At 56.7% G+C, this 13974-nt stretch carries 14 protein-coding genes; 8 read left to right on the forward strand and 6 right to left on the reverse strand.

What is annotated here, in order from left to right:
- Positions 1-11 precede the first annotated feature (11 nt).
- The 5 genes from AC5TBW_RS11170 to cobT are packed head-to-tail and all read right to left on the reverse strand — an operon-like array spanning position 12 to position 4389.
- On the reverse strand, positions 12-563 hold the full coding sequence (locus AC5TBW_RS11170; protein ID WP_495508647.1) for a bifunctional adenosylcobinamide kinase/adenosylcobinamide-phosphate guanylyltransferase: 552 nt from the start codon (positions 561-563) through the stop codon (positions 12-14).
- Complete coding sequence (gene cobD, locus AC5TBW_RS11175; RefSeq protein ID WP_495508648.1) at positions 547-1653, reverse strand: threonine-phosphate decarboxylase CobD; 1107 nt, start codon at positions 1651-1653, stop codon at positions 547-549. Before cobD ends, AC5TBW_RS11170 begins: the two co-directional genes overlap by 17 nt.
- The gene (cbiB, locus tag AC5TBW_RS11180; RefSeq protein WP_495508649.1) at positions 1650-2654 is read right to left on the reverse strand and encodes an adenosylcobinamide-phosphate synthase CbiB; all 1005 of its coding nucleotides are present in this window, start codon (positions 2652-2654) and stop codon (positions 1650-1652) included. Before cbiB ends, cobD begins: the two co-directional genes overlap by 4 nt.
- On the reverse strand, positions 2651-3343 hold the full coding sequence (locus tag AC5TBW_RS11185) for an adenosylcobinamide amidohydrolase (protein WP_495508650.1): 693 nt from the start codon (positions 3341-3343) through the stop codon (positions 2651-2653). The genes cbiB and AC5TBW_RS11185 overlap by 4 nt, the downstream gene beginning before the upstream one ends.
- The gene (gene cobT, locus AC5TBW_RS11190; protein ID WP_495508651.1) at positions 3340-4389 is read right to left on the reverse strand and encodes a nicotinate-nucleotide--dimethylbenzimidazole phosphoribosyltransferase; all 1050 of its coding nucleotides are present in this window, start codon (positions 4387-4389) and stop codon (positions 3340-3342) included. The genes AC5TBW_RS11185 and cobT overlap by 4 nt, the downstream gene beginning before the upstream one ends.
- Positions 4390-4671: 282 nt before the next feature.
- On the opposite strand from cobT, the gene edd reads away from it, so the two are divergent.
- The 4 genes from edd (at position 4672) to AC5TBW_RS11210 (ending at position 9472) form a co-directional block, all read left to right on the forward strand.
- Positions 4672-6561 (forward strand): phosphogluconate dehydratase, encoded by a 1890-nt coding sequence (gene edd, locus AC5TBW_RS11195; RefSeq protein ID WP_280103791.1) that lies wholly within the window; start codon positions 4672-4674, stop codon positions 6559-6561.
- Positions 6561-7526, forward strand: a complete 966-nt coding sequence (gene glk / locus AC5TBW_RS11200; RefSeq protein WP_495508652.1) for a glucokinase — start codon at positions 6561-6563, stop codon at positions 7524-7526. The genes edd and glk overlap by 1 nt, the downstream gene beginning before the upstream one ends.
- 47 nt (positions 7527-7573) lie before the next feature.
- Positions 7574-8443: an aldo/keto reductase gene (locus AC5TBW_RS11205; RefSeq protein WP_495508653.1), complete on the forward strand. Its 870-nt coding sequence runs from the start codon at positions 7574-7576 to the stop codon at positions 8441-8443.
- Positions 8444-8509: 66 nt separating this feature from the next.
- A complete protein-coding gene (locus AC5TBW_RS11210) occupies positions 8510-9472 on the forward strand; it encodes a carbohydrate kinase family protein (RefSeq protein WP_495508654.1) in 963 nt (320 codons plus the stop codon).
- A gap of 102 nt (positions 9473-9574) precedes the next feature.
- On the opposite strand, the gene AC5TBW_RS11215 is transcribed toward AC5TBW_RS11210, so the two are convergent.
- Positions 9575-10282, reverse strand: a complete 708-nt coding sequence (locus AC5TBW_RS11215) for an inorganic diphosphatase (RefSeq protein ID WP_495508655.1) — start codon at positions 10280-10282, stop codon at positions 9575-9577.
- A gap of 149 nt (positions 10283-10431) precedes the next feature.
- Here AC5TBW_RS11215 and AC5TBW_RS11220 point away from each other — a divergent pair, with 149 nt between their 5' ends.
- From AC5TBW_RS11220 to AC5TBW_RS11235, 4 genes are read left to right on the forward strand one after another with little or no spacing between them, the layout of a single operon-like run.
- The gene (locus AC5TBW_RS11220; protein ID WP_495508656.1) at positions 10432-11151 is read left to right on the forward strand and encodes a FadR/GntR family transcriptional regulator; all 720 of its coding nucleotides are present in this window, start codon (positions 10432-10434) and stop codon (positions 11149-11151) included.
- A gap of 43 nt (positions 11152-11194) precedes the next feature.
- Entirely contained in the window at positions 11195-12343 is a 1149-nt protein-coding gene (gene dgoD, locus AC5TBW_RS11225) for a galactonate dehydratase (protein ID WP_027957639.1), read from the forward strand.
- A gap of 18 nt (positions 12344-12361) precedes the next feature.
- A complete protein-coding gene (locus tag AC5TBW_RS11230) occupies positions 12362-13345 on the forward strand; it encodes a 2-dehydro-3-deoxygalactonokinase (protein ID WP_495508657.1) in 984 nt (327 codons plus the stop codon).
- A 22-nt stretch (positions 13346-13367) separates the two neighbouring features.
- A complete protein-coding gene (locus AC5TBW_RS11235) occupies positions 13368-13973 on the forward strand; it encodes a 2-dehydro-3-deoxy-6-phosphogalactonate aldolase (protein ID WP_495508658.1) in 606 nt (201 codons plus the stop codon).
- Position 13974: the final 1 nt, after the last annotated feature.

Below are 13974 nucleotides of genomic sequence, written 5' to 3' on the forward strand. Positions count from 1 at the left end.
CAGCTCCTTCATTAACGAAATGCCTTTGCGGACTTCCACTCGATGACGCATCCCGCAACCACTTCAAGCACCGAGTCTGCCTCTGCTGACAGCCAGCGGTGAACGCGTTGAAGAAATGCCAGATAGCGCCAGGTTTCAGCATCCGTGGGCGGGAGCGCTTCGTTGATATCATTGGAGACCATGACTAGATAGAGGCCGCGCGCTCGGGCATTAGCAAGTGCACTTGCCAGCAACGCCAAACCCTCCTCCTCGCTTAGCGCACTGGCATACAGCACTTGGCTGGCCCAGAGCGTTAGGCAATCCAGCAGCACGGCGCTCCCACTTGGCACTTTAGCCAGCGCTTGATCAATGGCAAGGGGCTCCTCCAGCGTTTGCCATTGAGCGCCCTGCCACTCCTCTTGTCTGGATTGACGATGACGAGCGACGCGTGCAGCCATTTCGGTGTCGTATACGTCTGCGGTGGCTAAGTAGTAACAGGGCGAACTGCCCGCTGCATTGACTACCTGCTGCTCGGCGACATCGCTTTTACCCGAACGCGCACCACCGCTAATGAAGACAATCATTCAGCACCTTTTTCAGCATGTTGATCAACCGCTGATTAGCAGGCGCATCGCGCAGCGCCACCCGGAGCCATTCGCCATTGAGCCCGGCAAAATTGTGGGTATGGCGCACCAGCATGCCTCGGCGCAGCAGCCGCTCAAACAGCGCATCGCTGGTCATTGCATGTTTAGGGCTAGGACGAATTAGAAAAAAACACGCCTGGCTGGGTACCACCTCTAAACCCAACTCAGTAAGCGCTTGAGTCATACGCGGACGCTCGCTGGCCAACCACCGCTGAGTGCGACGGGCAAAGGCATCATCTTCCAGCAATGGTGCCACCAATTCCGCCGCCAGGTGATTAACGCTCCAGGGCGGTTGATGGGCCTGTGCCGCTTGAACCGTGGCGGCATCTGCCAACAGGTAGCCCAGTCGGAGACCCGGCAAGGTATAAAATTTGGTCATCGAGCGCAGCAAGATCAGGGGCGGATAGCGCGCCAATAACGATGTGAGCGAAGTCTCGCCTTGGGTGTTATCGACCATATCGATAAAGGCCTCATCGACCACCACACGGCAATTCAGAGCAGCGGCCCGCTCTAGCAAGACCACCATGGTCGAGGAGTCGATAAGCGTCGCGGTAGGATTATTGGGTCGGCATAGAAACAGCACATCGGTGTCGCTTAACGCCGTCAGCAGCGCGTCAATATCCAGACTGAAATCCAGTGAAGACAGCGGAATCTCGTTGATCGAAAGCCGATGGGCGCGACAGGCGCGGGCATACTCACCAAAGCTCGGGGTAATGATCGTCGCCCGTTGACCGGCATGCAGTGCAGCGGCTAGAAAAATAGCTTCAGCGCCGCCATTCGTCAGCAACACCTGTTCGGGCTGAAGCTGGTGATGGGCGGCGATGGCCTGACGAGCAGCGGAATAATCTGGCGATGGGTAATGATCAAGGCCCGCTAGCTGCCGCGTTAGCCAATCGCGAACCCATGCGGGCGGCCCCAGCGGATTGAGGTTGGCGCTAAAATCTTCCAGGCGGTGATCGGCGGGCAACTCAAAATGGGCAAGCAGTCCTTCGGATTGGCCGCCATGCTTGGGCCATACAAGTGTACTCATAGACGCCCCTGCAGAGTGAATATTAGCCCAGCGATCATGCCCACTGATAGCAGCAAAAACAGCCCCCAAGCGCCGTGCATTAATCGAAGTGTGGCACTGATATGCGTAACCTCAAGTTCTTCAAGCGGTTCGCCCAGGGTGGCACGATGGGATGCCACGCCCTGATAGACATTGGTGCCGCCCAGTTGCACCCCGAGCAAGTGAGCTACCATGGCCTCCGGCCAACCGGCGTTGGGGCTCGGGTGGCGCGGCGCATCCTGGCAGGTACCTCTAAGTGCACCTCGCCAGCGCAAGCTCAATACGCCTGACGCATTGAGTAACAAACCTGCGAGCCATAAACACAGCGCCGTTAAGCGTGCCGGTATCCAGTTGGCTACATCGTCCAGCTTCGCTGAGGCAAAACCAAAGTCAGTGAAGCGCTGGTTTTTATAGCCGACCATCGAATCCAGGGTGTTCACCGCCTTGTACGCCAGGGCTAAAGGCGCCCCGCCTATCAGGGCAAAAAACAGCGGTGCGGTAATGCCATCGACGGTGTTTTCAGCCACGGTTTCCACCGTACCTCGGGTGATCTCTGCTGCGTCTAAGTGTTGGGTATCGCGCCCGACAATCATCGCCAGCGCTTGGCGTGCGGTAGGCAAATCACCTTTGGCCAGTGGCGCAACGACGGCGCGAGCCGCATCGCCCAGACCTTTAATCGCAAGCGTGGTGGAGAGTAGCCAAAGTTCTGCGATCAGCGCCAAACCTGGATGCAACTGGGTTAGCACCAAGAGCAGCAGCCAACTAACTCCCCATACGCCGCCAGCAACAATAATCGTTAGCAGAAAACCACTGACTCTACGCTGCTGCGCCGTACCGCGATTCCATAGCCGCTCAAAGCTGCTGATAAACCGCCCGGTGAGCACCACCGGATGCGGTATCGAGCGCGGATCGCCAACCACTAAATCGATCGCTATCGCAAGCAACACCATGACGATACTTGATAGCGCGAAAGGCATATTCATAGAGCCCTCTCATTAGCGCTGGCTAGCGAGTTCAACGTTGCTTGATACACCGCCCTTCCAATCGCTCGACCAAGAACCGTTCCTGAACCTGCGTAGGGAGTCAGTTCTCCACGCTGGGTGGCTGCCACACAAACACAATCCGTCGACGTGCCGGTAGCCGCTGTCCCGCTAAAGGTATCGATAACGCCAGCCTTATTGAGCGCCTTAACCTTGGCCTCTGTAATCGACAGGCACGCATTCACTAGCGCACCATCGGTTAGGTGGGCATCGACAAATACAAAAACGTTGATAGTGCCTGCTACTAAACGGGGATATTGTGAGTGAAGCGCGGTGATATCCACCGCATTGCCCACCCCCGCCGTCACCAGCGCCATAACGCCACGGTCTAACTGTGCCAATGGCATGCTGACGATGGAGGCGTTGCTTAAACGCACTGCTGTCATCATGCCAACGGATGAGGGAGGCAGCCCCTGTGCAATCAACCAGCCACTAAGATCCGCCTTGGGAGCGCGCCCATCGTACCGGAAATCAACATGAAAGTTGGCAAAGTGCCGCCTGCTGCCAAAACCATCGCCTATCAGGGCGCTGCTCAGAGTGCGCAGCGGTAACGGAGAGGTTATCGCCAGACACTGCTCGCTTTGCGAGAGCGTTAATGGCTGGCTAAAGGGAAGCGTTTCCAACGTGGTCATAGGGCAGCTTTATCACTCACACCGGCATCGGAGAACGTGGCCATTTCTGCCATCATAGCTGCCGCTGCTTGCACCAAAGGGTATGCCAGCGCAGCACCGCTGCCTTCCCCTAGCCGCATGCCCATATCGAGCAGCGGCTTGGCCTTCAATGCTTTTAACGCAACATCGTGGCCGGGCTCCTGGGAGCGGTGGCCAAATATTAGATAGCCACGCACTGCCGGGCAGATTCGGCAGGCGGTCAGCGCGGCGACGGTGGCAATAAAGCCATCCACAATGGCGGGTAAACGCTGAGCCGCTGCTGCCAAATACGCGCCCGTCATCGCGGCAATCTCCAGGCCGCCTAGCTTGGCAAGCACTTCTAAAGGAGCCAGTGGGTCAGCGTTGCGCGCAGCGATAGCACGCTCAATTACCGCGACTTTGTGCGCCTGCTGTTGTGGGTTAATCCCAGTGCCCGCACCTACCACGCTTGCCACCGACTCACCCGTCAGTACCGCTAAGATCGCGCTGCTGGCAGTGGTATTGGCAATGCCCATCTCACCAACGATGAGGCACTTTGCACCTGCCCTTTTTGCTCGTTCCACGGCCGCCACGCCCACATTAATAGCCTCACTGGCTTCCGCCGCTTGCATTGCGTCCTCATCCACCATGTTTGCCGTGCCATGGCGAACGTTGGCGGAGGTCACACCCGTGAGTGTTATCGTCGAAGCCACGCCAACATCGACTATCTCAACAAGCGCATTGATCTGCCGAGCAAAGACATTAATCGCCGCCCCGCCGCTGGCAAAGTTGGCCACCATCTGCGCCGTCACTTCTTGTGGAAACGCGGAGACACCTTCAGCCGCCACGCCATGATCCCCGGCAAATACAATAACGGCAGGCGGCGTCACGCTGGGATTGAGCTCACCGGTGATGGAGCTCAATTGGATGGCTAAATCCTCCAAAGCGCCCAAGCTGCCTGGCGGCTTTGTGAGCGTATCCAGATAGCATCGCGCTTGTTCACCCGCATGGGAATCAACTGACTGTATGTGGTCAACAATGGCGTGCATGTAGGCTCCGGCTCAGTGAGTAGTCATCAAACAATCAAATTCAGCGCCCAAAAGGGTAGCAAAAGCCTGGGTGCTATACTTGCTATTTCCTTAGTGGGTCTTCCACCCTGTCAGGATGTTAAGCATTCATTTGCGTATTTAGCGTGGCGTATCTGCCACCCTACATTCGGGTAATAAAACTACAAATGTGGTTTTTATTGCCGTAAAGTCTCTTTATTCGACGCTAAAAAATGTAAAATAACTACAATATTTACTCACCGTCTCTATCATGCAGAGGTCCCTATGCCGAGCTCAACACCCGCCACTTTAAACCCCACCGTTGCTGAGGTTACCCAGCGCATTCGTGAGCGTTCTGCTGAGCGTCGCGCCCTCTACGAGCGGCGCATGGCTGACCAGCACAAACGTGGCGTGCACCGTGCTGAGCTAAGCTGCGGCAACCTGGCCCACGGCTTCGCTGCCTGCAACCCGCGTGATAAAAACGAACTCAAGCTGATGAACAGCGCCAACCTGGGCATTATCTCGTCTTACAACGATATGCTCTCGGCGCACCAGCCGTTTGAGACGTTTCCTGAAACGATTAAAGCAGCCGCCAGTGCCATGGGCTCAACCGCCCAGTTTGCTGGTGGCGTGCCCGCCATGTGCGACGGTGTGACGCAAGGCCAGCCGGGCATGGAGCTATCGCTGTTTTCTCGCGATGTGATTGCCATGTCCGCAGCCGTTGGCCTATCACACAATATGTTTGATGCTGCCCTTTACCTGGGTGTATGCGACAAGATAATTCCAGGCCTATTCATCGCTGCCGCACGCTTTGGTCATCTGCCCGCCATGTTTGTCCCCGCGGGCCCAATGCCCAGCGGTCTGCCGAACAAAGAGAAGGCGCGCGTCCGCCAACTCTACGCAGAAGGTAAAGTGGGCCGCGCCGAGCTGCTTGAAGCTGAGTCGGAGTCCTACCACAGCCCCGGCACCTGCACCTTTTACGGCACCGCCAACTCCAACCAGCTAATGATGGAGGTGATGGGCCTACACCTGCCCGGCACTTCTTTTGTAAACCCTGGCACCGAAATGCGCGAAGCACTGACCCGCTACGCCACAGAGCAGGCTATACGTAACACCGAACCCGGCGGCGACTACCGCCCGTTCTTTAAACAGATTGATGAGCGCGCGATTGTTAACGCCGTGGTGGGCTTGCTGGCTTCCGGTGGTTCAACCAACCACACGATGCACCTGATCGCCATGGCCGCCGCTGCGGGCATTACCCTGAACTGGGATGACTTCACCGACCTTTCGGCGGTTACTCCCAGCCTGATGCAGGTTTACCCCAACGGCCAAGCGGATATCAACCACTTCCAAGCCGCGGGCGGCATGAGTTACCTGTTCCGGGAGTTGTTGGGCGCGGGCTTGATCCACGGCGATATCCCCACCGTGTTTGGCACTGACCTAACCGCTTACACCCAGGAACCGTTCCTGGAAGATGGCAAAGTCGTCTGGCATGAAGGCCCCGAAAAAAGTCTTGATGAAGACGTGCTGCGCCCCGTCGCCACACCCTTTGCACCGACAGGTGGCTTGACCGTCATGAAAGGCAACCTGGGCCGCGGTGTGATCAAAGTCTCTGCGGTGACGGAAGAGCATCGCGTGGTAGAAGCGCCCGTGAAGATCTTCGAAGATCAAAACGAAATGAAGGCCTCCTTCGAATCCGGCGAGCTGGATCGCGACGTGATTGTGGTAGTTCGCTTCCAGGGCCCCAAAGCCAACGGCATGCCCGAGCTGCATAAGCTAACCCCCTTCTTGGGCGTGCTACAGGATCGTGGCTTTAAAGTGGCACTGGTTACCGATGGCCGCATGTCAGGTGCATCAGGCAAAGTACCTGCGTCCATTCACATGAGCCCCGAAGCCCTGGACGGCGGCCCGCTGGCCAAACTGCGCGATGGCGATATTATACGCCTGGATGCCAACGCGGGTACGCTCGAAGCCAAAGTCGACCCCGCCACCTGGGCTAAGCGGGAACTGGCCATCGGCAACCTGGATCACTACCACGTGGGCTTGGGTCGTGAACTGTTTGGTGGCTTCCGCCACCTGGCCATGCGCGGCGAAGAAGGCGCTGGAGTCTTCGGTGGCTTTGAAGCCGATGATCTCGCCCGTCAGCAGGGGCAAATCTCAGAAGAGGATGCCTGATGCGACCGGCGCTCATCGGCGATATAGGGGGAACCAACGCTCGCTTGGCGTTGGTCTCTCCCGGTGAAACAACCCCATACGATATTTTGAACCTACCCTGCGCCGACTACCCTGGTGTTGTAGAAGCGGTTCAAGACTACTTGAACCGTGTGGGTGCCACCGGTGAAAACGCACCTCAAGAAGCGTGCCTAGCCTTCGCCTGCCCTGTTCACGCCGAGCGGGTCAAAATGACCAACAACCACTGGGATTTTTTGAAAAGTGATGTTCAGCAATCGTTGAATCTATCGCTATTCAAAGTGATCAACGACTTTACCGCCCAGGCGCTGGGCGTTCCCCATGTGGCAGCCAGTGATTTGATCGAGGTTCAACCGGGTCAAACCCAGGCGCACTCCACACGCTTAATTATTGGCCCAGGCACCGGGTTGGGCGTTGCCGGGGTGTTTCCTGGGCAACACGCCTGGATTCCGCTGCCCACCGAAGGCGGTCACGTCACCTTTGCCCCCACGGATAGTACCGAGCGGGCACTGCTGGATGTATTTCTGCAGCGTCACAAACGGGTGAGCGTAGAACGCATCTTGTGCGGTCAAGGCTTACTGGAGCTTTACCAAGCCCACTGCACTCTTGAGGGAATCAAGCCAAGCCTCAACAGCCCTGCAGAGGTGACTTCAGCGGCTAATGAAGGCGATAGCCTTGCCACCGCTGCCCTGCTGCGCTTTCTAAAAATTCTTGGCGATGTGTGTGGCGATGCCACCCTGACCATGGGTGCAAGGGGTGGGGTTTATCTATGTGGTGGCATTCTTCCCCGCTTGCTGGAGTGGCTGCCGAAAAGTGAGCTGCGCGCTGCTTTTGTCGATAAAGGCCGTATGGGCGCTTATAACGCTGATATCCCCGTATGGGTAGTGACCGCACCCTGGACCGGCCTGCTAGGTGCCGCCGAAGCACTGCATAACGAAGAAGTTTTCTAACAACATTTTTTAATAACATTCCTAACAATATCAATATGGAACCTGCTATGCCCGCCGCCACCTTTGACGTGCCGTTTCTTCTCGGCATGATGCGTCTGCACGAATCACCCGCCATGCACGACCCCGAAGTGTTGGCAGACTGGATCAAAGCACGCCTGGAACAGGGTCTTAACTGGTTTGACCATGCTGACATCTACGGCAACGGCCAAGGAGAGACGCTTTTTGGCGCCGCGCTACGAGCGCGCCCTGCCCTGGCTCAGCGGGTCAATATCGTGACCAAAGCAAGTATCGCCAACGACAACCCCGAACCCGGCTCAGGCAAGGTAAAGCACTACAACGCCAGCCCTGCTTATCTTAATAGCGCCATTGATGCCTCGCTGGCGCGGTTAAATGTCGAACGCCTCGATCATTTTTTGATACACCGTCCCGATCTCTTGATGGACGCGGAAGCGACCGGTCGCGCTCTGGACGATGCCATTGAAGCAGGCAAAATTGGCGCGGCAGGGGTTTCCAACCATCTACCCAGCCAGTGGCGGCGCTTGCAAGGCGCCATGCATCACCGCTTATCAGCCAACCAGATCGAACTCTCGATTGCCCATACAACGCCGCTGTTTGACGGCAGCTTTGATGAGCTATGTGCCGATGGCCACGCACCGATGGCGTGGTCGCCACTGGCAGGCGGGCAACTGATGCAAGGCGACATTGGCGCCTGTTTGGCTAAGTGGGCGACGGAGCTTGATAGCTCACCCAGCGCTTTAGCGCTGGGATGGCTGCGTAGTCTTCCCAGCTCGCCGGTACCGGTGATTGGCAGCGTTAAGCCTGAGCGAGTCAGCGACATGCTCGAAGGCCCTGCCACGCTGCCCAGGGAAGTGTGGTATGAATTGCTTGAAGCTGCCCGTGGCCACTGCGTGGCATAAGGCTATTTCTATAAAATCGACGCGGTATAAAACAACTATTACGTTAATGACACTAAGGAGCCACTTATGACGCCAGTTATCGCGTTTGGCGAAGCCCTGGTCGATATGCTCTCCAGCCGTTTAGGGGCGGCTACGGATGCCCAGGAAACCTTTACGCCCTACGCCGGTGGCGCTCCCGCTAACGTGGCAGTCGCCTGCGCTCGCCTGGGAGTACCGAGTCAATTTTTAGGCATGGTGGGCGACGACACCTTTGGACACTTCCTGGTACGTGAACTCGAAAGTCACGGCGTGGACACCAGCGGCGTTGTGTTCACTAAACAGTCGCGCACGGCGCTGGCGTTTGTTTCCCGTGATGAAGCTGGCGAGCGTACTTTTGATTTTTACCGTCCGCCCGCCGCTGATCTGCTTTATCGCCTTGAACATTTACCCCATGGCGTATTCGAGAACCCTGCCATTCTGCACCTGTGCAGTAACAGTCTGACCGACCCAGAGATCGCCGACGTTACCCTGGCGATGGCCACCATGGCCAAGCGCGCAGGCTGCCTGGTCAGTGTCGATGCCAACCTACGCCACAACCTGTGGCCCAATGGCGAAGCGGATGCCAACTTAGTTACACAACTGCTGGACGGCGCTGAGCTGCTCAAGCTGTCAATGGAAGAGCTCGACTACTTGCGCGCCGATCATCCTGCAGAATCGTGGCTATCAGAGCGGCTGGCGGCCGGGGTAAAAGTTATTTTGCTTACTGACGGCCCCAATGACGTCGTACTCAAAGGTGTCGGTATCGACCAGCGAATTGCGCCACCCAAAGTAGAGGCGGTGGATACCACCGCGGGAGGCGACGCCTTTATTGGCGGACTGCTAGCGGAGCTCTCGGCCCATGGCATCAATGAAAACTGGCAGAGCGATGCTGATTTTCTCCACCGTGCGGTGGATACCGCCTGCCGCTGCGGCGCCCATGCCGTTACTCGGCCAGGCGCTTATGCAGCGCTGCCAACGCGAGGGGATATTGAAGCACTTCGAAACACTTAATGGCTATCAAATTCGGTGACCGCCTGGGCGGTCACCGATGTTAGTTAGGTAGTAGCAACGATCAGCTAAAAGGTTCTACTTCCAATTACTGCAATTTGGCCATTATTGCGTCGCCACGAAGTTTTCAGCGGCAGCTTCTAACACCTCCCTTGCCACTTCCGCATCTTCAAACCCTAGACCTTCCATACCGCCATCCGGCCCTTTGTAACTGGCAAACCACAGATCAATGATCTGACTAACACCTGGGTACTCGCTATCCAGCTGCGTCATGCTTTCAATATGTGCAAAAGGTGAATCCTGGGTGAGAACAGCAATTAGCTTGTCGTCTTGCTCCCCATCATCCAGCATTTTCAGAACACCAATAACCTTCACGTCGACAATTTCACCACGTGGAACAGCTTGGCCCAAAACAATCACATCGAGTGGGTCGCCGTCACCGCCCAACTCTTTTGGCAGAGCAGTGCCTGGAATAGCGCCATAATTACCGGGGTAGCCCAGGTAATTCACAACGCGCGGCTCACCGTCTTTATACTCCCAATAAACCGCTTTGGGATCATCCTTACTGACTTCCCATTTCGCCGATGTGCCCGTTGGTATTTCAACAATGGCTCTTACCGAACCATCGGCATTGATGGCATCTATAGACATCAAGTCGACATCACCCACAATAGTGAACTCATCGGTTGAGTTCATGTTATGGGCAATGGGCGTGGTGTCAGAAAACCCCAATCCGCCTAAAGACTCAGCCTGAGCCGTGGATGTCAAAGCAGCAATGCACGCTAGAGAAGTAAGTAATAGTTTTTTCCGCATGATGTTCTCCGTTAGTTATTCAAATACGTTAGCGTGGATAAATGACGTAGTAATGACAGACTTAAATGGAGACCAACATGTCACGACTTGTTTAAATGTCAGACATTTAATAGACTAGAATTCATCCAATAAAGAACAAGAGATTACAGATGACGCTGGACGCTCTGCCGCCCCACCAGGGTGGCGCTGAACAGTTAGCCCGTTTGCTCGCCCAGGCTCTGCTGGCAGGCCATTGGCAGCCAGGTGATGTTTTCCCCCGTGAGCTGGATATCGGCAAACACTTTGCCGTTAGCCGGAACCAAGTGCGTAACGCACTCACCAGCCTCACCGCTGCAGGGCTATTAGAGCGCACCGCGGGCCGTGGCACGCTGGTTCGCGAGATGGGCGATTGGCATCTACTCGACCCGCTGATGAGCGAATGGATGACCGGGCTAGTAGATCTTGATCCGCAGCTGGTAAGGGCCATTTACGCCTTTCGTTTTTCTGCTGAACCGGTGGTCGCAGGGCTTGCCGCCCAGGCAGCCCAGGCTGAAGACATAGAACGTCTGGAGAGCGCCTTTGCGGGCATGGAGCGCACCGCAGGCAGTGTGGAAGTCCGTGCTGAGCATGCCGAGTACGACGTCGCCTTTCACGACGCCACCTACCGGGCCAGCCACAATTTAGTCTGGCGGCAAATGGGCCACTTACTGCGCCCTTCGATCATGGCGCTGATACACCGCTCGCAACACCGCACTGGCACCTTAGACGACAGTCTCACGCGCCACCGCCAGGTGCTTGACGCGATCCGCAACCGCGATGCCAGCGCCGCAGAATCCGCCGCAAGAGAAGTGCTGCGCAGGACTGCTATCGACCTTGGCATCGTCAGCTGACAAATACGCAATGAATACCTCCTATTCAGAAGGATGACCGAACATGAAAATTACCAAACTCAAGACCTGGCAAGTTCCTCCGCGTTGGCTGTTCCTTAAAATAGAGACTGACGAAGGCTGCTACGGCTGGGGTGAACCCGTGATTGAAGGCCGCGCGGCAACCGTTGAAGCCGCCGTGCACGAGCTTTCTGACTACTTGATCGGCCAAGACCCACACCGCATTGAGCATCTTTGGAACATCATGTATCGCGCCGGTTTTTATCGTGGTGGCCCTATTCTGATGAGTGCGATTGCCGGTATTGACCAGGCGCTGTGGGATCTTAAAGGTCGTGATCTGGGTGTGCCCGTTCACCAGCTGTTAGGCGGTGCCGTGCGCGACAAAATGCGCATGTATGCCTGGACCGGTGGCGACCGCCCAAGCGATGTGGGAGCTGGCGCTAAAGCGCTGGTCGAAAAAGGCTTCACGGCTTTTAAAATGAACGGCACCCCCGAGATGCAAATCGTCGATTCACATCGCAAGGTCGATGAAGCCGTCGCCCGGGTAGCCGAAGCCCGCAACGCCGTTGGACCAGATGTAGGCATCGGCATCGACTTTCATGGCCGCGTGCACCGCCCCATGGCCAAAGCGCTGCTGCGTGAGCTGGAACCCTTCCACCCCATGTTTGTGGAAGAGCCGGTCGCCCCCGAACATCTGCCCTGCTTGAAAGATATCGCCGGTGGTTTGGGCTACCCATTGGCGACTGGCGAGCGGCTGCATACCCGCTTCCAGTTCCGCGATTTGCTGGCCGACGGCATGATCGACATTATCCAGCCGGATATTTCCCACTGCGGCGGCATCAGCGAAGGTCTCAAAATCGCCGCCCTGGCCTCCGCTTATGATGTCGCCTTAGCCCCCCACTGCCCCCTCGGCCCGTTAACCCTGGCCGCCTCTTTACAGCTGGATGCGGTCAGCCACAACGCCTTTATCCAAGAACAGAGCATGGGCATTCACTACAACCAGGGCAACGACGTCCTCGATTACCTGGTCGATAAATCCGCCCTCGCCATTGAAGACGGCTTTTGCGCCATCCCCCAAGGCCCAGGCCTTGGTGTTGAGATCAACGAAGAATTCGTTGAGGAACGTGCCAAAGTGGGTCACCGCTGGCGCAACCCGGTCTGGACTCATGAAGATGGCTCTATTGCGGAGTGGTAAGCCATGGGATTAACCGAGATGAGCGAAACATCTGTCATTGCAGATCGATTAACCTGGATTGCCGTTGACTGGGGCTCCAGCAATCTTCGTGCCTGGGGGCTGGATCAACATGACCACGTGATTGCCCAAGCCAACAGCGATAAGGGCATGCTGGCGCTTAAGGCCAACGAGTACGAAGCCGAGCTGTTAAGGCTGGTGGGTGATTGGTTGCCCGCCTCTGGCCTGACGAATGTGATGGTTTGTGGGATGGCAGGCGCCCGCCAGGGCTGGCTTGAAGCCGCCTATTTACCGGTGCCAACGCGGCTTGATCAACTCAGCCAGGGCGCGGTGACGCCGACGCTTACGGGCAATCGGCTGCGTGTTTATCTGCTGCCTGGTTTAAGCCAAACCCGCAGTGTTTCCAGCCACTTTGATGTGATGCGCGGTGAAGAGACCCAGTTGGCAGGTCTCATCGCCAACGCCCCCGATTTTTCTGGCCTTGCCTGTTTGCCCGGCACCCACGCTAAGTGGGCTACCCTTGAAGCGGGTAGCGTTACTCAGTTCACGACCTATTTAACCGGTGAGCTGTATCAGCTATTAGCCAATCAATCGGTGCTAAAACATTCCGTTTCATTACCTTCTGCTGCCAGTAACGACCTCAACGACCCGGCTTGCCGTGAGGCCTTTACTGCGGCAGTCAGTGAGATTAATACAGCGCCAGAAGTCTTTAGTAGCCGCCTGTTCGGCCTACGCGCGCAAGATTTACTCGATGGTCGGTTACCTGCTGGCGACATGCGTGCTGCGGTATTGGCGGCCAGGCTCTCCGGACTCGCCATCGGCCTTGAGCTTGCTGGCGCGTGCCGAGAGTGCCCCACCGATAAGCCAATCATGCTGATTGGCAACCAAGCGCTTAGCCAGCGCTATACGTTGGCGCTCAATATTATCGGCTATCAAACACAGCATGTGGATGGCGACACAGCCGTGTTAGCTGGCCTGCGCCTCGCCCATCACGCGTTAAAATAATTTAAGCTTGGAGAAATTTGCTATGTCACTGCCCCTGATTGGTATTTTACGCGGTGTAACGCCTGATGAGGCCGTGGATATCGCGGAAGCGGTGCTCGCCGCAGGGATCACACAGATTGAGGTGCCACTTAATTCACCCAATCCGCTGGAGAGCATTCGCCGCTTGGTAGACGCATTTGGCGATCGCGCAGCGATTGGTGCAGGCACGGTACTCACTCCCGCCCAGGTACGCGATGTTCATGCTGCTGGGGGGCGTTTAATCGTCTCCCCTAACTGTCGCCCAGCGGTGATTGAAGAGACACATCGGTTGGGTATGGCAAGCTGGCCGGGCATTGTGACCCCTTCAGAGGCCTTCGATGCGCTGGATGCAGGTGCCACAGGGCTTAAACTCTTCCCCGCGGTGCAGGTAGGTTTAGAAGGAATGAAAGCGGTTCGTGCGGTGCTGCCAACTGGCACACTTCTGTATGCCGTTGGCGGTGCTGGCGTCGATAACTTCGCCGAATGGCGCGCGGCTGGGGTTGACGGTGCAGGCCTGGGCAGCGCGCTATACAAACCCGGCCAAAGCGCTTCTCAGGTAGGGAAGCAGGCTCAAGCCCTTGTCGATGCCTGGTTAGCCGGAGAACAATAAG

The organism is Vreelandella sp. ssv (genome assembly GCF_059448525.1).